Origin of the sequence: Pseudooceanicola nitratireducens, assembly GCF_900109195.1 — a bacterium.
Classification (GTDB): domain Bacteria; phylum Pseudomonadota; class Alphaproteobacteria; order Rhodobacterales; family Rhodobacteraceae; genus Pseudooceanicola; species Pseudooceanicola nitratireducens.
Window position 1 is genome coordinate 233,947 of sequence record NZ_FNZG01000002.1, and the last position, 22,179, is coordinate 256,125.

The 22,179-nt window shown below is 63.8% G+C and carries 21 protein-coding genes and 1 tRNA gene; 12 read left to right on the plus strand and 10 right to left on the minus strand.

What is annotated here, in order from left to right; translation table 11 throughout:
• Positions 1-23: 23 nt before the first annotated feature.
• The 6 genes from BMX99_RS06980 to BMX99_RS07005 all read right to left on the minus strand — a co-directional run bounded on the left by BMX99_RS06980 (position 24) and on the right by BMX99_RS07005 (position 4,012).
• The gene (locus BMX99_RS06980) at positions 24-488 is read right to left on the minus strand and encodes a PTS sugar transporter subunit IIA (RefSeq protein WP_093449297.1); all 465 of its coding nucleotides are present in this window, start codon (positions 486-488) and stop codon (positions 24-26) included.
• A gap of 35 nt (positions 489-523) precedes the next feature.
• Positions 524-1,093, minus strand: coding sequence for a ribosome hibernation-promoting factor, HPF/YfiA family (hpf, locus tag BMX99_RS06985; RefSeq protein ID WP_093449300.1), 570 nt, complete (start codon positions 1,091-1,093; stop codon positions 524-526).
• 320 nt (positions 1,094-1,413) lie between these two features.
• A complete protein-coding gene (gene lptB / locus BMX99_RS06990) occupies positions 1,414-2,172 on the minus strand; it encodes an LPS export ABC transporter ATP-binding protein (RefSeq protein ID WP_093449302.1) in 759 nt (252 codons plus the stop codon).
• A gap of 11 nt (positions 2,173-2,183) precedes the next feature.
• Positions 2,184-2,651, minus strand: a complete 468-nt coding sequence (locus tag BMX99_RS06995) for an LptA/OstA family protein (RefSeq protein ID WP_244525489.1) — start codon at positions 2,649-2,651, stop codon at positions 2,184-2,186.
• Positions 2,652-2,740: 89 nt separating this feature from the next.
• On the minus strand, positions 2,741-3,361 hold the full coding sequence (locus BMX99_RS07000; protein WP_093449308.1) for an LptA/OstA family protein: 621 nt from the start codon (positions 3,359-3,361) through the stop codon (positions 2,741-2,743).
• A 36-nt stretch (positions 3,362-3,397) separates the two neighbouring features.
• Positions 3,398-4,012: a ribonuclease D gene (locus BMX99_RS07005; protein ID WP_093451153.1), complete on the minus strand. Its 615-nt coding sequence runs from the start codon at positions 4,010-4,012 to the stop codon at positions 3,398-3,400.
• 244 nt (positions 4,013-4,256) lie between these two features.
• Here BMX99_RS07005 and katG point away from each other — a divergent pair, with 244 nt between their 5' ends.
• Positions 4,257-6,452, plus strand: a complete 2,196-nt coding sequence (gene katG / locus BMX99_RS07010) for a catalase/peroxidase HPI (protein ID WP_093449310.1) — start codon at positions 4,257-4,259, stop codon at positions 6,450-6,452.
• 142 nt (positions 6,453-6,594) lie between these two features.
• Here katG and BMX99_RS07015 read toward each other — a convergent pair.
• Positions 6,595-6,681: transfer RNA gene (locus BMX99_RS07015), tRNA-Leu, on the minus strand.
• A 152-nt stretch (positions 6,682-6,833) separates the two neighbouring features.
• Between BMX99_RS07015 and BMX99_RS07020 the strand changes: the two genes are divergently transcribed.
• Positions 6,834-7,817: a complex I NDUFA9 subunit family protein gene (locus BMX99_RS07020; protein ID WP_093449313.1), complete on the plus strand. Its 984-nt coding sequence runs from the start codon at positions 6,834-6,836 to the stop codon at positions 7,815-7,817.
• A gap of 68 nt (positions 7,818-7,885) precedes the next feature.
• On the opposite strand, the gene BMX99_RS07025 is transcribed toward BMX99_RS07020, so the two are convergent.
• The gene (locus BMX99_RS07025) at positions 7,886-8,689 is read right to left on the minus strand and encodes an undecaprenyl-diphosphate phosphatase (protein WP_093449316.1); all 804 of its coding nucleotides are present in this window, start codon (positions 8,687-8,689) and stop codon (positions 7,886-7,888) included.
• A 218-nt stretch (positions 8,690-8,907) separates the two neighbouring features.
• Here BMX99_RS07025 and BMX99_RS07030 point away from each other — a divergent pair, with 218 nt between their 5' ends.
• The 8 genes from BMX99_RS07030 to queG all read left to right on the plus strand — a co-directional run bounded on the left by BMX99_RS07030 (position 8,908) and on the right by queG (position 19,549).
• Positions 8,908-10,344, plus strand: a complete 1,437-nt coding sequence (locus tag BMX99_RS07030) for an NAD(P)-dependent oxidoreductase (protein WP_093449319.1) — start codon at positions 8,908-8,910, stop codon at positions 10,342-10,344.
• Positions 10,345-10,429: 85 nt separating this feature from the next.
• Entirely contained in the window at positions 10,430-10,861 is a 432-nt protein-coding gene (locus BMX99_RS07035; RefSeq protein WP_170848672.1) for a GFA family protein, read from the plus strand.
• A 28-nt stretch (positions 10,862-10,889) separates the two neighbouring features.
• On the plus strand, positions 10,890-11,630 hold the full coding sequence (locus BMX99_RS07040; protein ID WP_093449325.1) for an alpha/beta hydrolase-fold protein: 741 nt from the start codon (positions 10,890-10,892) through the stop codon (positions 11,628-11,630).
• 77 nt (positions 11,631-11,707) lie between these two features.
• Positions 11,708-16,246, plus strand: coding sequence for a glutamate synthase large subunit (gene gltB / locus BMX99_RS07045; protein WP_093449328.1), 4,539 nt, complete (start codon positions 11,708-11,710; stop codon positions 16,244-16,246).
• Between the two features lie 109 nt (positions 16,247-16,355).
• A complete protein-coding gene (locus BMX99_RS07050; protein WP_093449331.1) occupies positions 16,356-16,799 on the plus strand; it encodes a hypothetical protein in 444 nt (147 codons plus the stop codon).
• Between the two features lie 59 nt (positions 16,800-16,858).
• Positions 16,859-17,611: a monofunctional biosynthetic peptidoglycan transglycosylase gene (gene mtgA, locus BMX99_RS07055; protein WP_093449334.1), complete on the plus strand. Its 753-nt coding sequence runs from the start codon at positions 16,859-16,861 to the stop codon at positions 17,609-17,611.
• Between the two features lie 51 nt (positions 17,612-17,662).
• Positions 17,663-18,328 carry an FtsZ-binding protein FzlA gene (gene fzlA / locus BMX99_RS07060; protein ID WP_093449337.1) on the plus strand — a complete coding sequence of 222 codons (666 nt, stop codon included), beginning with the start codon at positions 17,663-17,665 and terminating at the stop codon, positions 18,326-18,328.
• Between the two features lie 195 nt (positions 18,329-18,523).
• Positions 18,524-19,549 carry a tRNA epoxyqueuosine(34) reductase QueG gene (queG, locus tag BMX99_RS07065; RefSeq protein WP_093449340.1) on the plus strand — a complete coding sequence of 342 codons (1,026 nt, stop codon included), beginning with the start codon at positions 18,524-18,526 and terminating at the stop codon, positions 19,547-19,549.
• Positions 19,550-19,652: 103 nt separating this feature from the next.
• On the opposite strand, the gene BMX99_RS07070 is transcribed toward queG, so the two are convergent.
• Positions 19,653-20,138 (minus strand): hypothetical protein, encoded by a 486-nt coding sequence (locus BMX99_RS07070; protein WP_139216900.1) that lies wholly within the window; start codon positions 20,136-20,138, stop codon positions 19,653-19,655.
• Between the two features lie 258 nt (positions 20,139-20,396).
• Positions 20,397-20,693, minus strand: a complete 297-nt coding sequence (locus BMX99_RS07075) for a hypothetical protein (protein ID WP_093449345.1) — start codon at positions 20,691-20,693, stop codon at positions 20,397-20,399.
• Between the two features lie 209 nt (positions 20,694-20,902).
• Here BMX99_RS07075 and msrB point away from each other — a divergent pair, with 209 nt between their 5' ends.
• Positions 20,903-21,349 (plus strand): peptide-methionine (R)-S-oxide reductase MsrB, encoded by a 447-nt coding sequence (gene msrB / locus BMX99_RS07080; protein WP_093449348.1) that lies wholly within the window; start codon positions 20,903-20,905, stop codon positions 21,347-21,349.
• Positions 21,349-21,852, plus strand: a complete 504-nt coding sequence (gene msrA, locus BMX99_RS07085) for a peptide-methionine (S)-S-oxide reductase MsrA (RefSeq protein WP_093449351.1) — start codon at positions 21,349-21,351, stop codon at positions 21,850-21,852. The genes msrB and msrA overlap by 1 nt, the downstream gene beginning before the upstream one ends.
• The last annotated feature ends 327 nt before the right edge of the window (positions 21,853-22,179 follow it).

The following is a 22,179-nucleotide window of genomic DNA, read 5'->3' on the forward strand; positions in this document are numbered from 1 at the left end:
CATTGGTTCCCCGGGGCAGGGCCTTATGCCGCCTGGGTGTTCTGATCCGAGGTCAGCAGCGCATACAGCGTCGAGGCATCGTGGTTCGCCCGCAGCTTCTTGCACAGATCGGCGCTGCGCAGGGTGCGCGACACCAGGGCCAGGGCCTTCAGGTGTTCGACCCCGGCGCTTTCGGGTGCAAACAGCGCCATGACGATATCCACCGGCTGCCGGTCGACGGAATCGAAGTTCACCGGCTGATCCAGCAGAATGAAGGCCGCGGTCATGTCGGTAACCTGTTCCATGCGCGCATGGGGCAGGGCGACACCGTTGCCGACACCGGTCGGGCCCAGGCTTTCGCGTTCCATCAGGGCCGCAACCAGGGACGCGGAATCGTAGCCATAGGCCGATTGCGCCAGTTCCCCGATATCATGGAGAAGGCGTTTCTTCGACGACGCCGAGGCAATCACCTTGATTGCCTCGGGTTTGAGGATTTCCGTTAAGTTCATGTGGTCCTAACGCTCGCCGCGGTACGCCCGCCGCCTCAGTTTCTGGGGTCGATCCAACCGATGTTGCCGTCTTCGCGACGGTACACAACATTGACCCCCTCTTTACCTTCGTTCCGGAAAACAAGGACAGGTGCGCCTGCAAGCTCCATCTGCATCACGGCCTCGCCAACGGACAAAGAGGGTATCTTTGTTTCCATCTCGGCAACGATGATCGGTTGGAGCGTCTCCGCCTCTGATTCCACGTCTTCCTGCTCAGCGGCGAGGATATACGAGGAGGCACCGAAAAGTTCAACCGGTTCGGGCCGGGCCTTGTGATGGTCCTTCAGGCGACGCTTGTAGCGGCGCAGCTGTTTGTCCATCTTTTCCGCCGTTTCTTCGAAAGCGGCATAGATTTCATTGGCATGCCCCTTGGCGGCCGCGTTCAGCCCCGAAGACAGGTGCACCGTGACCTCGCAGACGAATTCATGACCGGATTTGGAAAAGATGACGGTGGCGTCGGTCGGACGCTGACCGTACTTCTCCATGACGCTGCCAAGTTCCGTCTTCACGTGTGTCTGAAGCGCCTCGCCAATGTCGATTTGCTTACCGCTGACTTCGTAACGCATTCCGTATCCTTTCATGACTCTTCGAACGGTCGCACGGGGCCACTGGCCCCGACGGCGTCAGATTCGAATGCTGGTGAAAGACAGTCGAGTTTCCTTGATCTTGCGCAAATTGTGCAAGGGATCTGCGGGCCGGTAGGGTAGCCGATACGCGACTGTCATACCCTTATATGAAGGGACGCGGGGGGCGGCTGTCAATGGGAAGCGGATGAAATGGTTGGCGCAAACTTTCGCTGCAGGGCAGCGGAAACCGGGTGCCGGGCGGGGTGTTGCCGATGTCCGGAAGCCAGGCAGGAGCGGACCCGCCGACCCGGGCACCGGGGTCAGGAAATGCGGAAACTGTCGCCCAGGTAGACGCGGCGCACGTTTTCGTTTTCCACGACCTCTTCGGGGGTGCCGGACATCAGTACCTTGCCGTCATGCAGGATGTAGGCGCGGTCGACGATTTCCAGCGTCTCGCGCACGTTGTGGTCGGTGATCAGCACGCCGATGCCGCGTTTCTTCAGGTCAGCCACCAGGTGACGGATGTCGGCCACGGAAATCGGGTCGACCCCGGCAAAGGGTTCGTCCAGCAGCAGGTACTTGGGGTCGGCGGCCAGGCAGCGGGCGATTTCCACCCGGCGGCGTTCCCCGCCCGAGAGCGCCAGCGCGGGGGCGCGGCGCAGGTGTTCGATCGAGAATTCCGACAGCAGTTCCTCCAGCCGCTCGCGCCGCTTGTGGCGGTCCGAATGGGTGATGTCGAGGATGGCCGAGATGTTCTCCTCGACCGAGAGGCCGCGAAAGATCGACATCTCTTGCGGAAGATAGCCGATCCCCAGCTTGGCGCGGCGGTACATCGGCATGTTGGTCACGTCGCGGCCGTCGATGGTGACGCGCCCGCCCTCGGGCACCACAAGGCCCGCGACGGAATAGAAGGTGGTGGTCTTGCCCGACCCGTTCGGCCCCAGCAGGGCCGCGACCTCGCCTCGGTCGACCTTCATGGTGACGTCCCGGATCACGACACGCTTCTTGTAGGACTTGCGCAGGTGGTCGATGCGCAGGCCCTGGTCGCCGTCGTGGATCGAGAGGTCGGGTTTGGTCACGGGTCTGGTCTTTAATTCTTTGGGTTCAAAAGCGTGCGGACACGGCCAGACATCTGGGCGCTGCCGGTGGTCAGGTCAATAGTCAGATCCTGGGACGCCAGCGTGGATTCGCCCTGCACCAGCAGAACGTCGCCCTGCAGGCGGACCTTGCCGGCCTCGATGTCGTAATCGGCGCGCTGCGCTTCGGCGGCGTCGGGGCCGCTGACCAAGGTGACGCCTCCGGTGGCCTCCATCCGGCGGACCTTTTCGCCCGCTTCGTCATAGACGACCAGTACGCGGGGGGCGCCCAGGCGCATGACGCCCTGGACGATGACGACGTTGCCGACGAATTCCGCCGTGCCGTCGGCCTGGTTGACCCGCAGTTCGTCGCTTTCGACTTCGACAGGGGTGTCGGGATCGACCGAGGTCGCGCCAAAGGCCGTCTGCTGGGCGGATGCGGGCACAGGCGACAGAAGGGACAGGGAAAGCACGAGGGCCAAGAAAAGTGCGGGGGCCAGGAAAACTGCGGGGGCCAGGAAAACTGCGGGGGCCAAAATGGGGACACTGCGGAAAGGCATGATGTAAAACCTCAATCGGATCCGGGCCGGTATACCAGCTTAACGCCGTCGGTGAACAGAAGTTGCACGTCTTCGCCCGTTCCGGCCCCTTCGGGTGTCGCAGAGACGACCATGCGGCCGGCGGTGAAGGTGCCCATGGGCCCCTGGCCGTCGATGCGACTGTCGCTTTCCAGGCGGGTGTCGTCGAGATAGGCGATCAGCCCCTCGGTCCGCGCCTCGTACCCGGCCGAAGAGGTCACGACCACGCCGCCCCGCATCCGCGCGGTGCCGGCGGGCTGGTCCAGCGTGGCGCTGTCGGCGCGAAAGGTGATGTCGCCGCCGCTGCGCAGGTCCAGCTGGCCACGCACGTCCGATGCGGTGATGACCCCCACGCCGTCGCCCTCGGGGCGGGCGGACTGGGCGGTGAAGGTGATCAGGTCGCCGCGTTCGGTGGCCCCGGCAAAGCTGGGTTCGACAATGCGTTCGACCAGGCCCTCATCGTCCAGCTCGATGTTGGAATAGGGGATTTCCAGGCTGGCCTCGTTGCTTTCGGACAGCATGAAGACCGTGGACAGGAGGCCAAGCGCCGCCAGCGGCAGCGCCAGTTTGAGCCAGCGTATGGCCCGGGAATATCCGTCCTCGGCCCAGGCCATGTCAGGCGCGCCCCGGCGCTATGGCGGCGCGGGCGATCATGAATGCGCGAAGATGTCGGTGTCGGGCCAGCCCATCAGGTCCAGCTGGGCGCGCATGGGCAGGAAGTCGAAACAGGCCTGGGCGATCTCGGTCCGGTTTTCGCGGTCCAGGCGTTTGTTCAGCTCGTCCCGCAGGCGGTGCAGGTACAGCACGTCTGACGCGGCATACTCCAGTTGTGCATCGGTCAGGGTCTCGGCCCCCCAGTCGCTGGACTGCTGCTGTTTCGACAGGTCGACGCCGATCAGTTCCTGGGTCAGGTTCTTCAGCCCGTGGCGGTCGGTGTAGGTGCGCACCAGGCGGCTGGCGATCTTGGTGCAATAGACCGGCGCGGTCAGGGCCCCGAAGGTGTTGAACAGCGCGGCGATGTCGAATCGGCCATAGTGGAACAGTTTCAGCACCGAAGGATCGGTCAGCATGGCGCAGAGATTGGGGGCCTCGGTCTGGCCCTTTTCGATCTGGACGATGTGGGTGTGGCCGTCACCGCCCGACATCTGCACCACGCACAGCCGGTCGCGGTGCGGGTTCAGACCCATGGTTTCGCAATCGATCGCCACCACGGACCCAAGCGAAAGGCCGTCGGGAAGATCGTTTCTGTACAGGTGATTGGTCACGGGATTGGTCAAGGGCCTGGTCCTTCGCTGCAAGGCGCTGTCGGGCAGGATTTAACCTTTGCCGGGGCCGGTTGCAAATCCGGCGTCCCGGTGCGGGCGGGCCGGTCACGGACCTGTCACAAACCTATAAGAAAATCCTATCATAACAATCACTATTCTCCGGGTTATTCTGATTGCTTTCGCTTGCTATGCTCCCCCCGGAATGCTGAGAGACTCAGCCCAGCCAGTAGCAAGGGAGAGACCCATGGACGGAAACGACGCACCCAAGTCGGGCGGATGCCCGGTCGTTCACCACACAAGCTTTGACGGACGCCAGAACAAGGATTGGTGGCCGAACCAGCTGAACCTGCGCATTCTTGCGCAGCACACCGATCAGTCGAACCCGATGGATCCCGACTTTGACTATGCGACGGCCTTCAAGGCGCTGGATCTGGACGCGGTGAAGGCGGACCTGACCCAGGTCATGACCGACAGCAAGGACTGGTGGCCGGCCGACTGGGGTCACTATGGTCCCTTCATGATCCGCATGGCCTGGCACTCGGCCGGGACCTACCGGATCGGTGATGGCCGCGGGGGTGCCTCCTCGGGCGGGCAGCGGTTCGCGCCGCTGAACTCCTGGCCGGACAACGCCAACCTCGACAAGGCGCGTCGTCTGCTGTGGCCGGTCAAGGCCAAGTACGGCAACGCCCTGTCCTGGTCGGACCTGATGATCCTGGCGGGCAACGTCGCGCTGGAAAGCATGGGCTTCAAGACCTTCGGCTTCGGCGGCGGGCGTGAAGACACCTGGGAACCGGGCGAAGACGTCTATTGGGGCACCGAACAGGAATGGCTTGCGCCCTCGGACAACCCCAACAGCCGGTACAAGGAAGGCCGGGCGATGGACAACCCGCTGGCCGCCGTGCAGATGGGTCTGATCTACGTGAACCCCGAAGGCCCGGACGGTGAACCCGATCCGATGAAGGCCGCCTTTGACATCCGCGACACCTTTGGCCGCATGGCAATGAACGACGAGGAAACCGTCGCGCTGATCGCCGGGGGCCACACCTTCGGCAAGACCCATGGCATGGGCGACGCCGAGGCCGTGGGCCGCGAACCCGAAGCCGCCGACATCCACGAGATGGGCTTTGGCTGGACCGCCGGTGACGGCACGGGCGGTGAGAACGCCTTTACCTCGGGGCTGGAGGTGATCTGGACCACGACGCCGACCCAGTGGGGCCATGGTTTCTTCAAGAACCTCTTCGAATACGAATGGGAACTGACGAAATCCCCCGCCGGCGCGCATCAGTGGACGCCCAAGGATGGGGCCGGTGCCGATACGGTCGACGACCCGCATGTGAAGGGCAAGAAGCGCACGCCGAACATGCTGACCACCGACCTCGCCCTGCGGATCGACCCGGAGTACGAGAAGATCAGCCGCCGGTTCTACGAGAACCCGGACCAGTTTGCCGATGCCTTCGCCCGTGCCTGGTTCAAGCTGACGCACCGCGACATGGGCCCCAAGGTCCGTTACCTGGGCAAGGAAGTCCCGGGTGAGGATCTGATCTGGCAGGATCCGGTGCCTGCGGTGGATCATCCGCTGGTGGACGGTGCCGACATCGCGGCGCTGAAGTCCGACCTGCTGGGGGCCGTATCGCAGCGCGATCTGATCTACACCGCCTGGTCGGCGGCCGGGATCTATCGCGACAGCGACAAGCGCGGCGGGGCCAATGGCGGCCGCATCCGTCTGGCCCCCCAGAAGGACTGGGAGGTCAACGAACCCGCCCGTCTGGCCAAGACGCTCGCGGCGCTTGAGGCCATCAAGGCCGATTTCGACACCAAGGGCGACAAGAAGGTGTCGATCGCGGACCTGATCGTCCTCGGCGGCAGCGCCGGGATCGAGGCCGCGGCCAAGGCCGCCGGGCATGACATCACCGTGCCCTTCACGCCCGGTCGCACCGACGCCACCGAGGCGCAGACCGATGCCGACAGCTTTGACGCGCTTGAACCGCTGGCGGACGGGTTCCGCAACTACGTGAAGCCCGAGTTCACCGTGCCGGCCGAAAAGCTGCTGGTGGACCGCGCCAACCTGCTGGGCCTGACCGCGCCCGAGATGACCGCCCTGGTCGGCGGCATGCGAGCCCTGGACGCGAACTTTGACGGGGCCAAGCACGGCGTCTTCACCGATCGCCCCGGCCAGCTGACGACGGACTTCTTCGTCAACGTGCTGGACATGGGCGTGGTCTGGACCCCGACCGACGACGACAAGGTCTATGAAGGCCGCGACCGCACCACCGGCGCGATCAAGTGGACCGGCAGCCGCGTCGACCTGGCCTTTGGCTCGAACTCGCAGCTGCGGGCGCTGGCCGAGGTCTATGGCCAGGACGACAACGCCGGCAAGTTCGTGCGTGATTTCGTCGCCGCCTGGGTCAAGGTGATGGAAGCCGACCGCTTCGACATCTGATCCCCGGATCTTTGAGCACTTGAAATGGCGTCGCACAGCGGCGCCATTTTCGTTTGCGGCGTGGGCCAGCGCGGCGATGTGCGTGCCTGCCCAGGCCCAAAAGCAAAAAATCCCCCAGGGCCAAAGCCTTGGGGGATTTTTATGGTGCCCAGAAGAGGACTCGAACCTCCACGTCCATACGGACACCAGCACCTGAAGCTGGCGCGTCTACCAATTCCGCCATCTGGGCACGTCACTGGTGAAGCCGCGATCTAAAGAGGGTTGAGGGTGGTGTCAACGGGGATTTAACGCATTTTCTCGATTATCTTCAAATCGCCTTGCCCCAGAGGGGCGCGAGGTCTAGGAAAAGGACCATAACAGCAAGTTTGCAGGGGTTTTCCGATGTCCGGATTGGTGACCATTTTTGGCGGATCGGGTTTCCTGGGCCGCTATATCGCGCGCCGGATGGCGCAGCAGGGCTGGCGCGTGCGGGTTGCGACAAGGCGTCCGAACGACGCGATGTTCGTGCGCACCTACGGAGTCGTCGGCCAGGTTGAGCCGATTTTCTGCAATATCCGCGACGATGCCTCGGTTCAGGCGGCGCTGACCGGTGCGACGGCGGTGGTGAACTGCGTCGGCATCCTGGCCGAGAAGGGCAAGAACGGCTTTGACGCGGTTCAGATCGACGGGGCGGAACGTGTCGCGCGGCTGGCCAAGGAAAACGGCGTGTCGCGCATGGTGCAGGTGTCCGCCATCGGCGCGGACGCGGAATCGGACAGCGACTATTCCCGCACCAAGGCCGAAGGCGAAGCCGCGGTTCTGGCGCATATGCCCGACGCGATGATCCTGCGCCCCTCGATCCTGTTCGGGGCCGGGGATGAATTCTTCAACCGCTTCGCCACCATGACCAAGTTCGGCCCGGTGCTGCCGATGGTCGGGGCCTCGACCAAGTTCCAGCCGGTCTATGTGGACGACGTGGCCGCCGCGGCAGAACAGGGCGTGCTGGGCACGGCCCCGGGTGGCGTCTATGAACTGGGCGGGCCGGATGTTTCGACCTTCCGTGAGCTGATGCAAGAGATGCTGGGCGTGATTCACCGCCGCCGCATCCTGCTGAACCTGCCGGTGCCGATCGCACGTCTGATGGCCTTTGGCCTGAACGTGGTGCAGTTCGTGTCCTTCGGGCTGATCCACAACAACACGCTGACCGGCGATCAGATCACCAACCTGCAAAAGGACAATGTGGTCAGCGGCGATCACAAGGGGTTCGACGACTTGGGCATCACCCCCGTCGCGACCGAGGCCGTGCTGCCCGACTACCTGTGGCGCTTCCGCCCCTCGGGTCAGTATGACGCGATCAAGGATTCGGCGAAGAACCTGCGCGTCTGATCCTGGCGACATTCGATACGAAAAACGGGCCCGTTGCGGCCCGTTTTTTTTGTGATGGTCGGTCTGGATTAGCTGAGCGACCAGAGGATCAGCCCAGCCCCAAGCACAACGCGGTAGATCACGTAAGGCGTGAAGCTGACCGACCGCAGCAGGCGCATCATCAGGACCAGCGCCAGCAGGGCCGAGACAAAGGCGAACCCGGCGGCGATGGCGGCGTCCTTCACGACAACCGCATCGTCCGAGGTCGCGATATCCAGCCCCAGCAGGACGCCGCTGGCGATGATCACGGGCACCGACATCAGCATGGATATCTTGGCCGCATCCGCCCGCGCATAGCCCATGAAGCGCGCGCCGGTGATGGTGATGCCGGACCGGGACGTGCCGGGGATCAGCGCCACCGCCTGCCAGAGGCCCAGGATCCAGGCCTCGCGCAGGGTCCATTCGCGGGCTTCGCGCGTATCGGGGAACTTCTGGTCGGCCCACCACAGCACCACGCCGAAGACCAGCATGGTCACGCCGATCACCAGCGCGCTGCGCATCATGTCCGCAAGGCCGGTGACCTTCAGCACCAGCCCGACGAGGATCGCGGGGATGGTGGCGACGATCAGCAGAAAGGCCAGCCGCGCGCCGGGTGTGTCCAGTTTCCCGCGCAGCAGACGGGGCAGGCCCAGCAGCGCCTCTTTCACGTCGGACCAGAAATACAGGATCACCGCGCCCAGGGTGCCCACATGCACCGCGACGTCGATCGTCTGGCCCTGATCGGCCATCGACGTCAGCTGAGGCAGAAGAATCAGGTGACCGGAAGAAGAGATCGGGAGAAACTCGGTTATCCCCTGGATGACCGCCAGGAGAATCAGTTGGAACAGGGGCATGGCATTCCTTTCCTCGTCCTCCCCCGGGTTTAAAACATTGGTCCGGGAAGGGAAGATGCTTGATAGGTCGTATATCGGACCTAATTTCGGGCATTTTTGTGTGACGCGGGTCAAAAATCCTGACCAATCCCGACATATAGGTCAGTATTTGTGACTTTTCTTTTCCGAGCGCATGTCATACTACGCAGCGAACCCAAGATCGACCGAGAGGATTCCTCGTGGCCAAGCAACCGATGCTGAAATTCGTTTCCGTCTCTCGCGACATGCCTGAAAAGCGTGGCGCAGATGCGCGGAACCAGGATTTCGACGAAATCTATGCAGAATTCGCGGCAGCTAAGGCAGAAGAGCAGGCATCGCGCTGTTCCCAGTGTGGCGTGCCCTACTGCCAAAGCCACTGCCCGCTGCACAACAACATCCCCGACTGGCTGCGCCTGACCGCGACCGGACGCCTGGAAGAGGCCTATCAGGTCAGCCAGGCCACGAATACCTTCCCGGAAATCTGCGGCCGCATCTGCCCGCAGGACCGTCTGTGCGAAGGCAACTGCGTGATCGAACAATCCGGCCACGGCACGGTGACGATCGGCGCGGTCGAGAAATACATCACCGACACGGCCTGGGAAAACGGCTGGGTCAAGCCGGTCACCCCCACGTTGGAGCGCAAGGAATCGGTCGGCGTCATCGGCGCGGGCCCCGGTGGCCTTGCTGCCGCCGACATGCTGCGCCGCGCAGGCGTGCAGGTGACCGTCTATGACCGTTACGATCGTGGCGGCGGTCTGCTGACCTATGGCATCCCCGGCTTCAAGCTGGAAAAGGACGTGGTCATGCGCCGGATGGAGCAGCTGGAGAAATCCGGTGTCTCCTTCGTCATGAACTGCAACGTGGGCGACGACATCACCTTTGCCGAGATCCGCGAAAAGCACGACCGCGTCATCATCGCGACCGGCGTCTACAAGACGCGCGAGCTGACGCAGGACGGGGCTGGCGCGCAGGGTATCGTGCGTGCGATCGACTATCTGACCGCCTCGAACAAGGTGTCGAACTTCGGCGACACGGTTGCCGAATTCGACAGCGGTGAACTGAACGCCAAGGGCAAGAAGGTCGTCGTGGTCGGCGGGGGTGACACCGCGATGGACTGCGTGCGGACCGCGATCCGCCAGGGTGCTGAGTCGGTCAAATGTCTGTACCGCCGTGACCGCGCCAACATGCCCGGTTCGCAGCGCGAAGTTCAGAACGCGGAAGAGGAAGGCGTGGAATTCGTCTGGCTCTCGAACCCGCTGGATTTTGCCGGTGAGCCGGTCAAGCAGCTGACGATCCAGAAGATGCGCCTTGGTGCGCCCGATGCCTCGGGTCGCCAGTCGCCCGAGCTTATCGAAGGCAGCGATTACGTCGAAGAGGCCGACCTGGTCATCAAGGCGCTTGGGTTCGAACCCGAGGATCTGCCGACGCTGTGGGATCAGCCGGAACTGGCCGTGACCCGCTGGGGCACGATCCGCGCCGAATTCGGCACCGGCAAGACCAGCCTGGACGGCGTCTATGCTATCGGTGACATCGTGCGCGGTGCCTCGCTGGTGGTCTGGGCGATCCGGGACGGGCGCGACTGTGCCGCGGCCCTGCTGGAAGACCTGAACATGAAGGCGGCTGTCGCGGCAGAGTAATCTGCCGCCGGCCCGGACCGAAACGTCCCCCAAGGCCCCGCCAAACCCGTTGTCGCAATCCCAGCCAGAAGCAAGGAGCAAGGCCATGAGTGAGAAAACCGGAAGCTGCATGTGCGGCGCAGTCCGCTTTACCGCAACCGACGTGCCCGCCACGTTCGGGGCCTGCCATTGCGACGCCTGCCGGCGCTGGACCGGATCGGCCATGCTGGCCGTGACGGTGCCGCAGGACAAGCTGACCTGGGAGGGCGAGGCGCAGATCCGCACGCTTCAGTCCAGCGACTGGGCGGAACGGGCCTGGTGCCAGCGCTGCGGGTCGGCCCTGTATTACCACGTCACCGCCGATGGCCCGATGTCCGAGAACCTTCAGGTGCCGATCGGCCTGTTCGACGATGCCAACGGCTTCACCTTCGACAGCGAGATCTTCATCGACTGCAAGCCCGACAGCTTTGCCTATGCCGGTGAGCGCGAGGTGATGACGCGGGCGCAGGTCTTCGCGAAATACGGGGCCCCTGAATGACGTCGTCCCCTTTCCAAGGCCGCCGGGCGTGAGCGCACGTCTGGACATATCCCTGCTGCAGGACGGTGATCCGCTGCGCGTCTGGCTGTACAAGGGCCAGAGCGACCGGCTGGTCGTGTCCTTCAGCGGCATCGGCCTGGACGGCGAGGATCCGGGGTATGAATTCGCCAATACGGCAACGCATGGGGGCCGCGATTCCGCGCTGTTCATCGCGGATCGGTCGCGCAGCTGGCTGAACGCCCCCGGCCTGATCGAAGAGATCCGCGACTGGATCGAAGCCGCCCGCCGCGAAACCGGCGCGACCGAGGTCATGACCCTGGGCCATTCCATGGGCGGCTTTGCCGCGCTGGCCATGCCCCGGTTCACGCCCGTCAAGGTCGCGCTTGGCCTGTCGCCTCAGGTCTCGGTCCATCCGGAAGTCGTCGGCGACGACCCCCGATGGATGACGTACCGCAGTCGGATCAACCGGTTCGCGATCCGGGATCTGTCGGAGTGCCTGGTGCGGGACACGCGGTATTACGTCGTGCACGGCCGCCATTCGCGCGAGGCCCCGCAGCGTGACCGGTTCCCGCGGGCCGAGAACCTTGTGCACCTGATCCTGCCGCGGACGGTGCACAACGTGCCACAGAAATTGCGCGGGGCCGGGGTGCTGGGCGAGGTCGTGGAATACGCCTTCCAGAACCGCCCCCGCAGAATGCGCCTGGCCATGGCCGGGCTGGATGTTTACCGCCGCCCGCCGGCGGACACGCAACAGCAGGCGACGGGCTAGCCCCCGCCAGCACACAAGATCAAGACCCTAGTTTCCAAGCAGAGGCCCGGCCTCTGCCCAGATGAAGGAAAAAGAACATGACCAAATATGACGCCGATTGGGTGCGGGCCGAAGAAGCCAAGCGCAAGTGGATGGCCGAAAACGGCATGTATTCGGAAACCGAGGAGCATTCCTCCTGCGGGGTGGGTCTCGTCGTGTCGATCGACGGCAAGAAAAGCCGCAAGGTGGTCGAGGCCGGCATCAAGGCGCTCAAGGCGATCTGGCACCGTGGTGCGGTCGATGCCGACGGCAAGACAGGTGACGGCGCGGGCATTCACGTGCAGATCCCGGCCCCTTTCTTCTATGACCAGATCAAGCGTACGGGCCACGAACCCCGCATGAACGAACTGGTCGCGGTCGGCCAGGTCTTCCTGCCGCGCACCGATTTCGGCGCGCAAGAGGTCTGCCGGACCATCGTGGAAACCGAAGTGCTGCGCATGGGCTATTACATCTACGGCTGGCGCCACGTGCCGGTCGAGATCGAGTGCCTGGGCGAAAAGGCCAACGCCACCCGTCCCGAGATCGAGCAGATCCTGATCTCGAATTCGAAGGGTGTCGACGAAGAGACCTTCGAGCGTGAGCTTTACGTGATCCGCCGCCGCATCGAAAAGGCCGCTGCCGCCGCCCATGTCGAAGGGCTGTACATCGCGTCGCTGTCCTGCCGCTCGATCATCTACAAGGGCATGATGCTGGCCGAACAGGTTGCGGTCTTCTATCCCGACCTGCAGGACGAACGCTTTGAATCCGCCTTCGCGGTCTATCACCAGCGCTATTCCACCAACACCTTCCCGCAATGGTGGCTGGCCCAGCCCTTCCGCATGCTGGCCCACAACGGTGAGATCAACACGATCCGCGGCAACACCAACTGGATGAAAAGCCACGAGATCCGCATGGCATCCGGCACCTTTGGTGACCTGGCCGAGGACATCAAGCCGATCATCCCCTCGGGGTCGTCGGATTCCGCCGCGCTGGATGCGGTGTTCGAGGTTCTGGTGCGCGCCGGCCGGTCCGCGCCCATGGCCAAGACGATGCTGGTGCCGGAATCCTGGTCCAAGCAGGCGCTGGAACTGCCCCAGGCCTGGCGCGACATGTATTCCTACTGCAACGGCGTGATGGAACCCTGGGACGGCCCCGCCGCCCTGGCGATGACCGACGGTCGTTGGGTCTGTGGCGGTCTGGACCGCAACGGTCTGCGCCCGATGCGTTATGTGGTGACCGGCGACGGCCTGCTGATCGCCGGGTCCGAGGCGGGCATGGTCCCCACCAACGAAGGCACCGTTCGTGAGAAGGGCGCGCTTGGCCCGGGTCAGATGATCGCCGTCGACATGGCCGAGGGTAAGCTGTACCACGACGTTGAAATCAAAGACAAACTTGCCGCGTCCCAGCCCTTTGGCGAATGGGTCGGCAAGATCACCGATCTTGAAGAAGAGCTCTCCAAGGTCGAGGAAAAGCCGCTGTTCTCGGGCGAGGAGCTGCGCAAGCGCCAGATCGCGTCGGGCATGACGATCGAGGACATCGAACAGATCCTCGTTCCCATGGCCGAAGATGCAAAGGAACCGCTGGCGTCCATGGGCGACGATACGCCTTCGGCTGTTCTGTCGAACAAGTACCGCAACCTCAGCCACTTCTTCCGGCAGAACTTCTCTCAGGTCACCAACCCGCCGATCGACTCGCTTCGTGAATACCGGGTGATGTCGCTGAAGACGCGGTTCGGCAACCTGAAGAACGTGCTGGATGAATCCTCGGCCCAGACGGAAATCTTCGTGCTGGACAGCCCCTTCGTCGCCAACGCCCAGTTCGAGGAACTGAAGACCCATTTCAACGCGGGCCTGTCGGAAATCGACTGTACCTTCCCCGTCGACGGTGGCCCCGATGCGCTGCGCCAGGCGCTGAACCGCATCCGCGCCGAGGCCGAAGAGGCCGTGCGCTCGGGCGGGGGTCACATCATCCTGACCGATCAGCATCAGAACGCCGAAAAGGTGTCGATGCCGATGATCCTGGCCACCAGCGCCGTGCATTCCTGGCTGACGCAGAAGGGCCTGCGCACCTTCTGTTCGCTTGGTGTCCGGTCTGCCGAATGTCTGGACCCGCATTACTTTGCGGTCCTGATCGGCTGTGGCGCGACCATCGTGAACGCCTATCTGGCCGAAGACACGCTGGCCGACCGCATCAACCGCGGTCTGCTGGACATGTCCCTGAACGATGCCGTCGCGGCCTATCGCGAAGCCATCGACCAGGGTCTGCTGAAGATCATGTCCAAGATGGGCATCTCGGTCGTGTCGTCCTATCGCGGCGGCCTGAACTTCGAGGCCGTCGGCCTGTCGCGCGCCATGTGTGCCGAATTCTTCCCTGGCATGACCTCGCGTATTTCGGGGATCGGTGTGTCCGGCATCCAGAAAAAGATCGCCGCCGTGCACAACCGTGGCTGGCTGTCGGGTCAGGACGTCCTGCCGATCGGCGGCTTCTACAAGTCGCGCAAATCCGGCGAGACGCACGCCTGGGAAGCGCAGACCATGCACATGATGCAGACGGCCTGCAACCGCGCGTCCTACGAGATCTGGAAACAGTATTCCGCCCGGATGCAGGCGAACCCGCCGATCCATCTGCGCGACCTGCTGGCGATCAAGCCCCTGGGCAATGCGATCCCGCTGGAAGAGGTGGAATCCATCACCTCGATCCGCAAACGGTTCGTGACGCCGGGCATGTCCCTGGGCGCCCTGTCGCCCGAGGCGCACAAGCTGCTGAACGTCGCGATGAACCGCATCGGCGCGAAATCCGACAGCGGCGAGGGCGGCGAGGATCCGGCACACTTCGTGCCCGAACCGAACGGCGACAACCCGTCCGCGAAGATCAAGCAGGTGGCCTCGGGTCGTTTTGGCGTGACTGCCGAATACCTGAACCAGTGCGAAGAGCTTGAGATCAAGGTGGCCCAGGGCGCCAAGCCCGGCGAGGGCGGTCAGCTGCCCGGCATGAAGGTCACCGACCTGATCGCGCGGCTGCGCCATTCGACCAAGGGCGTGACGCTGATTTCTCCGCCGCCGCACCACGACATCTACTCGATCGAGGATCTGGCCCAGCTGATCTACGACCTGAAGCAGATCAACCCGACCGTGAAGGTCACCGTGAAGCTGGTGGCGTCCTCGGGCGTCGGCACGATCGCGGCGGGTGTGGCCAAGGCCAAGGCCGACATCATCCTGATCTCGGGTCACAACGGTGGCACGGGGGCCTCCCCGGGCACGTCGATCAAGTTCGCCGGTCTGCCCTGGGAAATGGGCCTGACCGAGGCGCACCAGGTGCTGGCGATGAACAACCTGCGCGGCCGCGTCACGCTGCGGACCGACGGTGGCCTGCGCACGGGGCGTGACATCGTCATGGCCGCGATGATGGGGGCCGAGGAATACGGCATCGGCACCGCCGCGCTGATCGCCATGGGCTGTATCATGGTGCGTCAGTGCCAGTCGAACACCTGCCCGGTCGGCGTCTGTACCCAGGATCCGGCGCTGCGCGCCAAGTTCACCGGGACGGCGGACAAGGTGGTGAACCTGATCACCTTCTACGCCCAGGAAGTGCGCGAAATCCTCGCCTCGATCGGGGCGCGGAGCCTGGACGAGGTCATCGGCCGCGCCGACCTGCTCAGCCAGGTTTCCCGTGGTGCGGATCACCTGGATGATCTGGACCTCAACCCGCTGCTGATCACCGTCGATGGCGCGAAGGACATCGTCTACAACCGTGACAAGGACCGCAACGTGGTGCCGGACACGCTGGACGTTGAAATCGTGCGCGATGCGGCCCGGTTCCTGAAGGACGGCGAAAAGATGCAGCTGTCCTACGCGGTGCAGAACACGCATCGTTCGGTCGGCACGCGGACTTCGTCGCACATCGTGCAGAACTTCGGCATGCGCAACGCGCTGCAGCCCGACCACCTGACGGTGAAACTGTCCGGTTCGGCCGGTCAGTCGCTGGGTGCCTTCGCGGCCCCGGGTCTGAAGATCGAAGTGATGGGCGAGGCCAACGACTATGTCGGCAAGGGTCTGTCGGGGGGCACGGTCGTCGTGCGCCAGCCGATGGAAAGCCCGCTGACGGCGGCCGACAACACGATCATCGGCAACACCGTGCTTTATGGTGCGACCGACGGCTATCTTTTTGCCTCGGGTCGGGCGGGCGAACGTTTCGCCGTCCGAAACTCGGGTGCGAAGGTGGTGATCGAGGGCTGCGGATCCAACGGCTGTGAATACATGACCGGCGGCGTCGCGGTGATCCTGGGATCCATCGGGCCGAACTTCGGTGCGGGTATGACGGGCGGCATGGCCTATCTCTACGATCCGCAGGGCGAAGCCGCGCCGCTGATGAACATGGAGACGCTGGTGACCTGCCCGGTCACGGTCGACCATTGGCACGATCAGCTGAAAGGCCTGATCGAACGTCACGCCGAGGAAACCGGAAGCCGCAAGGCCGCCGACATCCTGCAGAACTGGGACCTTGAGAAGGACAACTTCCTTCAGGTTTGCCCGAAGGAGATGCTGGTCCATATCCCGTATCCCCTGACGATCGAGGAAAAGGCGATGCCGGCCGAGTGATCGGCGCATCCCGACAAAAGCCCCGCTTCGGCGGGGCTTTTGCTTTGTGGGTCACGGTCGGATTTAAATGGCTCCGGGTAAAGTGGGGCCAAAGGGACTCAGGAACCGGATGCGGGTGCATTATCGCCACGGGACTGCGGATCGCCGGCTGCTGAAAGGGGCCAGCATCGGGCTGGGCACCGTGCTGGCCGTTGCGCTGGTGATCTGGCCGCCGGTTGAAATCTGGCGGCATGTGCTGGCCTGGGTGCTGGCGGCTACGGCGGTGCTGGGCGGCTTGCTGTCCCTGCTGATGCGCCCGCGACGGCATCTGCTGATCACCGACGGGGCCGTGATCCTGCATCCCGACGGGCCGCGCCGCGTTGTGCCCCTGATGCAGATCCACCATGTCGAGGTCATCGGATCCGCCGCGCGTCCCGGGCCGGGGCAGGGTGTGGTGATCCAGCTGCGCAATGGCGAAAGGATCGACATTTCGCACCTGATCGGGCGGCGCGCCCGCCTGGCCCCGCTGTTCGAACATCTGGGCGTGCGGGTGCAGCGGGTGCTGGGATCATGATCCTGCCGAGGCGTTGAAAACCCATTAACTTGGGGCCGAGTTTCGCGTAGATTGGCGCAATGGCAAAACGGGCACGGTCAAACCGGACAAGCAAGCGGGGAAAACCGCAGCGCCGGGGCAAGGACAAGGCAGGGAAACTTCGGCTGGGGGCGATTGTCCGCCGCTGGTTCCTGCGCGCAGTGCTGCTGTTCATCGGGATCGTGGGGCTGGGCACGGGGACCTATGCCCTGCTGAACCCGCCGACCGGTCTTTACATGAAAACCGAAGAGCTGCGCCTTGGCTCGATCGACCACGAATGGGTCGATTTCGAGGGCATCGCGCCCGTCATGGCGCGGTCGGTCGTGGCGGCCGAGGATGCCAATTTCTGCGCCCACTGGGGCTTTGACATGGCGGCGATCCGGTCGGCCATCGACGCGGGCGGCAACCGCGGGGCCTCGACCCTGACGCAGCAGACGGTGAAGAACGTCTATCTCTGGCACGGGCGGAACTGGACGCGAAAGGCGCTTGAGGCGGTGCTGACCCCGGTGGTGGAAACCGTCTGGTCCAAGCGCCGCATCCTCGAGGTCTATCTGAACATGGCCGAGTTCGACGAAGGCGTCTTTGGCGTCGACGCGGCGGCACATCACTATTTCGGCATCGGTCCCGACCAGCTTTCGGCGCGGCAGGCGGCGCTTCTGGCGGCGATCCTGCCTTCGCCCAAGCAGCGTTCGGCCAGCAAGCCTTCGGATTTCGTGCGCAAGCGCGCCACGGCGATCATGGACGGGGCGGCAACGATCCGTGCAGACGGGCGGGCGGCCTGCTTCGAGGATTGAAATTTCCCTGACGAACAGGCACAGACGTGTGACCCAATGAAGTGCCGGACCATGCCCACGCTGTATCACGTTCCCCTGTCCCCGTTCTGTCGCAAGGTGCGCCTGTCGCTGGCTGAAAAGCGCGTCGAATGCGAGCTGGTCGAGGTGAAGTACTGGGAAAAGGAACCGGAATTCCTGCGCCGCAACCCGGCGGGCAAGGTCCCGGTGCTGAAGATCGACGGCAAGCTTCTGGCCGAGAGTTCAGCCATCTGCGAGTGGATCGAAGAGGTCTATCCCGAGCCGTCGCTGATGCCCGAGACCCCGGACGAACGGGCCGAGGTGCGCCGCCTGGTGCAATGGTTCGACGACAAGTTCCACAAGGAGGTCACGGCGAACCTTCTGTACGAACGGGTCAACAAGAAGCTGATGAAATCGGGCTATCCCGAAAGCAAGAACATCAAGGCCGGTGCGCAGAAGATCAAGTTCCACCTGGACTACATGGCCTGGCTGCTGGACCACCGGCGCTGGCTGGCGGGCAACCGCATGACCCTGGCCGATTTCGCGGCAGCGGCGCATCTGTCGTCCTTGGACTACATCTCGGACGTGGACTGGAACCGGTCGGAGAACGTCAAGGACTGGTACGCGAAGATCAAGTCGCGCCCGGCCTTCCGGTCGATCCTGGCCGACGTGGTGCCGGGTTTCCCGCCGCCGGCGCATTATGCCGATCTGGATTTCTGAAGTCTTTGGGGACGCTGGTCTGGCTGGTGCCAGGGATGGCTGTCCCGTCACGCCGGAGGCTTGCCACGTAGCAGTGGGCGAGGGGGCGCTGCCCCGTCACGCCAGAGGCGTGCCGCAAGAAAAGGGCGAGGGGGCGCTGCCCCCTCGCGCTCCCCCGGGATATTTCTGGCAAGAGGATGTCAGGGGGGTGGGGTCTTGAAAGAGGCTTTGGTTTCCCGGGCCCTTGAAGAGGGGTTTTCGCTGTGCCGGGTGTGCCGGCCAGGGGATATTCCGCATGCGGCCGACAGGCTGCATGCCTTTCTGGAGGCCGGGTATCACGGGCAGATGGGATGGATGGCCGAGCGGACGGCCTGGCGCGGCGATCCAGCCGCCCTGTGGCCCGAGGCCCGGTCGGTCATCATGTTGGCCGAGAATTACACCCCCGATTGCGACCCGATGGAGGTCGTGGGCCAGCCCGAGTCTGCGGCGATTTCCGTCTATGCCCGCAACCGAGACTACCACGATGTGGTGAAGAAACGGTTGAAGCGGGTGGCGCGCTGGCTGCTTGAGGCCGCCAAAGAGGGCGAGGTGAAGGTCTTTGTCGACACCGCCCCGGTGATGGAGAAACCCCTGGGCCAGGCGGCGGGGCTGGGCTGGCAGGGCAAGCACACCAACCTGGTCAGCCGCGATCTGGGCAGCTGGTTCTTCCTGGGGGCGATTTTTACCACGCTGGAGCTGGAGCCGGACGCGGCCGAGGTGGATCACTGCGGATCCTGCCGACGCTGCCTGACCGCCTGTCCGACGGATGCTTTTCCCGCGCCCTATCGGCTGGATGCGCGGCGCTGCATTTCCTATCTGACTATCGAACATGCCGGGCCGGTGGACGAGGCGCTGCGGCCGATGCTGGGCAACCGGATCTACGGCTGCGACGATTGCCTGGCGGCCTGCCCCTGGAACAAGTTCGCGGCAGAGGCGGCGGAGGTGAAGTACCACGCCCGGCCTGACCTTGTCGCCCCCGATCTGGAAGAGCTTGCCGGTCTGGACGACGCGGGGTTTCGCGCGCTGTTTTCCGGGTCACCGATCAAGCGGATCGGGCGCGGGCGGTTCGTGCGCAACGTGCTTTACGCCATCGGCAACAGCGGGGCGGGGCGGTTCCGCCCGGTGACGCGCGCGCTCTGCGCGGACGCGGATCCGGTGGTGGCCGACGCGGCGCAATGGGCGCTGGAGCGGCTGCCGGAGTAGACCTCCCGACACCCGACGGATGCGCATGGAAAAACCCCGGAGCGGTAAGCTCCGGGGTTTGGTGTCAGGTCCCGCGGGGGGACCCGAATACCCTAATCGTGGATTAGTTCACGACAACGGTCAGGCCACCATCCGCGCGGGTGTAGGCTGCGACCACGTCGCTTTCCGAGTAACCTTCGGCTTCCAGCGAGGATTTCACTGCAGTGTTTGCCAGGATCGCGGCGCGCATTTCCTGTGCGTCTTCGTCAGCCCAGGGCGACACGCCTTCCACTTCGCTCATCGTCCAGATGTACATGCGGCTGTCAGCGGACATGCCTTCGATGTCGGTGGCTTCGGCCAGGCGGCTGTCTGCCAGCGAGGCGGGAACACCGGTCGAGTCGACTTCGGTCGTCACTTCGTCACCGGTTTCGGCCAGGTTGGTCGTTTCGGCGGACTCGGAAATCATTTTCTCTTCGGTGAAGGTTTCGACTTTTTTCAGCTCACCGGATTCCACGGCGCGGCTGTCTTCCATCGACGCGGGGACATCAGTAACCTTTGCGTCCTGGGCCATCACGGCGCCAGCGGACACGGAAGCCAGAATTGCACTCATGCCAATCAGTTTTTTCGTCATACGCATTGTTGAACTCCTGTTCTGTCTTGCGGCTGGCGCGGTGTGCGCCGCCTGTCATTGGGGGGACAACACGACGAAATCGCTGATGGTTCCGGGAAAAGATTCATCGAAATGGATGGATCTTTTTGGTGGGTTTGGGCGTTACGGGACCCTTTTGTACACATTTTTCGCGGGGCCTGAGCCCCGCGACAGGACGCCGATCAAACGGCGCTAGGATCCTTCCCTTGCGGGCAGGGATCAGTTTTCCAGCAGGCGGGTGTTGGCCAGCGACGCGGGCACATTGCCGTCGAGCGAAGAGGTGACCTGAACCGTCTGGCCGTCGACCAGGTCGTTCACGACCGAGGAGGTCAGCGATTTCGCCGGGGCGATGTGATCGCTGAAGGTGTTCACGGATGCGATTTCACCGGATTGCACCAGGCGGCTGGAGGTCAGCGACGAAGGCAGGGTGTCTTCCGGGTAGGGCAGGGCGAAGACCGAGGTGGCCGAGATGGCGAGGACAGTTGCTGCGCCGGCGATTTTCGAGAATTTGGACATGTGTCTTTCCTTTGGTTCGTATCGAAGGCGGCGGGGATCGCTGCCTTCGACGGCCAAAATATGCACCGCGCCGGCGGCCGGAAGGGGGGCGTCTGTAACGGATTTTTGAAGGCCATGTGACAGGCCCCGCGGGCCCAATAAATGAATGGATATTTGATACCTGTGCAATCCTGCACATATATTGGCTGAGAAATTGACGGAGACATCTCATGGCTCAATACCTACGCGATCCCGATGCCCTGGCGCGGCTCACGCCCGAGCAGCATTGGGTCACCCAGGAAAATGGCACGGAACGGCCCGGAACCGGTGCCCTGTTGAACGAAAAGCGTCCCGGCATCTTCGTGGACATCGTGTCCGGAGAGCCGCTGTTTGCCTCGTCCGACAAGTACGAAAGCGGCTGTGGCTGGCCCAGTTTCACCAAGCCGATCGAACCTGCGCATGTGACCGAGCTGCGCGATACGACTCATGGCATGATCCGGACCGAGGTGCGGTCGACCCATGGTGACAGCCACCTGGGGCATGTCTTCCCGGACGGGCCGCTGGATCGGGGCGGGCTGCGCTATTGCATCAACTCGGCCTCGTTGCGGTTCGTGCCGAGGGACGAGATGGAGGCTGAAGGTTACGGGGCCTATCTGGATCAGGTGGAGGACGTATGATGGCTGAGGAACGTGCCGTTCTGGCGGGCGGGTGTTTCTGGGGGATGCAGGATCTGATCCGCAAGCGCCCCGGGGTACTGCGCACGCGCGTGGGCTATACCGGGGGCGACGTGCCCAATGCGACCTATCGCGATCATGGGACACATGCCGAGGGGATCGAGGTCATCTTCGATCCGGCGCGGATCAGCTATCGTCAGCTGCTGGAGCTGTTCTTCCAGATCCACGATCCGACAACCCTGAACCGGCAGGGCAATGACATCGGTCTGTCTTATCGTTCGGCGATCTACTACGTCGATGCGGATCAGAAGGCCGTGGCGGAAGAGACGATTGCCGATGTGAATGCCTCGGGTCTTTGGCCCGGCGTGGTGGTGACCGAGGTGGAGCCGGTTGGCGATTTCTGGGAAGCCGAGCCGGAGCACCAAGATTACCTAGAGCGGATTCCGAACGGTTATACCTGCCACTTCCCGCGCCCTGACTGGGTTTTGCCGAAGCGGGCGGGGTAGGTACCTGGGGCTTGTCAGGGTTGGACGGGGTCTGTTCCGGCGTTGGGTCGTGAGGTGTTGGAGCCGGGGGCTTGCTTGAGGCGGCCCCCGGTTTTCTTTTGGGTCTTGGGTCTTGGGTCTTGGGTCTTGGGTCTTGGGTCTTGGGTTTACGCACGTGCGCGCCGGACGCTGATTTCGGAACAGCGCGACGAGCCGGCGATTTGGCCCAACAGATTGAACTAGGCGAGCCGCGAAAGTGCTTGCGCCTAGCTCCGTTCCGTTTTCTGTCCGCTGCCGCTGCCGCTGCCGCTGCCGCTGCCGCTGCCGCTGCCGCTGCCGCTGCCGCTG

Coding starts and splice junctions, on each gene's coding strand:
- BMX99_RS06980 (WP_093449297.1), bottom strand. CDS start 488: ATGAACTTAACGGAAATCCTCAAACCCGAGGCAATCAAGGTGATTGCC.
- hpf (WP_093449300.1), bottom strand. CDS start 1,093: ATGCGTTACGAAGTCAGCGGTAAGCAAATCGACATTGGCGAGGCGCTT.
- BMX99_RS07000 (WP_093449308.1), bottom strand. CDS start 3,361: ATGGCCTGGGCCGAGGACGGATATTCCCGGGCCATACGCTGGCTCAAA.
- katG (WP_093449310.1), top strand. CDS start 4,257: ATGGACGGAAACGACGCACCCAAGTCGGGCGGATGCCCGGTCGTTCAC.
- BMX99_RS07020 (WP_093449313.1), top strand. CDS start 6,834: ATGTCCGGATTGGTGACCATTTTTGGCGGATCGGGTTTCCTGGGCCGC.
- BMX99_RS07025 (WP_093449316.1), bottom strand. CDS start 8,689: ATGCCCCTGTTCCAACTGATTCTCCTGGCGGTCATCCAGGGGATAACC.
- BMX99_RS07035 (WP_170848672.1), top strand. CDS start 10,430: ATGAGTGAGAAAACCGGAAGCTGCATGTGCGGCGCAGTCCGCTTTACC.
- gltB (WP_093449328.1), top strand. CDS start 11,708: ATGACCAAATATGACGCCGATTGGGTGCGGGCCGAAGAAGCCAAGCGC.
- BMX99_RS07050 (WP_093449331.1), top strand. CDS start 16,356: ATGCGGGTGCATTATCGCCACGGGACTGCGGATCGCCGGCTGCTGAAA.
- mtgA (WP_093449334.1), top strand. CDS start 16,859: ATGGCAAAACGGGCACGGTCAAACCGGACAAGCAAGCGGGGAAAACCG.
- fzlA (WP_093449337.1), top strand. CDS start 17,663: ATGCCCACGCTGTATCACGTTCCCCTGTCCCCGTTCTGTCGCAAGGTG.
- BMX99_RS07070 (WP_139216900.1), bottom strand. CDS start 20,138: ATGAGTGCAATTCTGGCTTCCGTGTCCGCTGGCGCCGTGATGGCCCAG.
- BMX99_RS07075 (WP_093449345.1), bottom strand. CDS start 20,693: ATGTCCAAATTCTCGAAAATCGCCGGCGCAGCAACTGTCCTCGCCATC.
- msrB (WP_093449348.1), top strand. CDS start 20,903: ATGGCTCAATACCTACGCGATCCCGATGCCCTGGCGCGGCTCACGCCC.
- msrA (WP_093449351.1), top strand. CDS start 21,349: ATGGCTGAGGAACGTGCCGTTCTGGCGGGCGGGTGTTTCTGGGGGATG.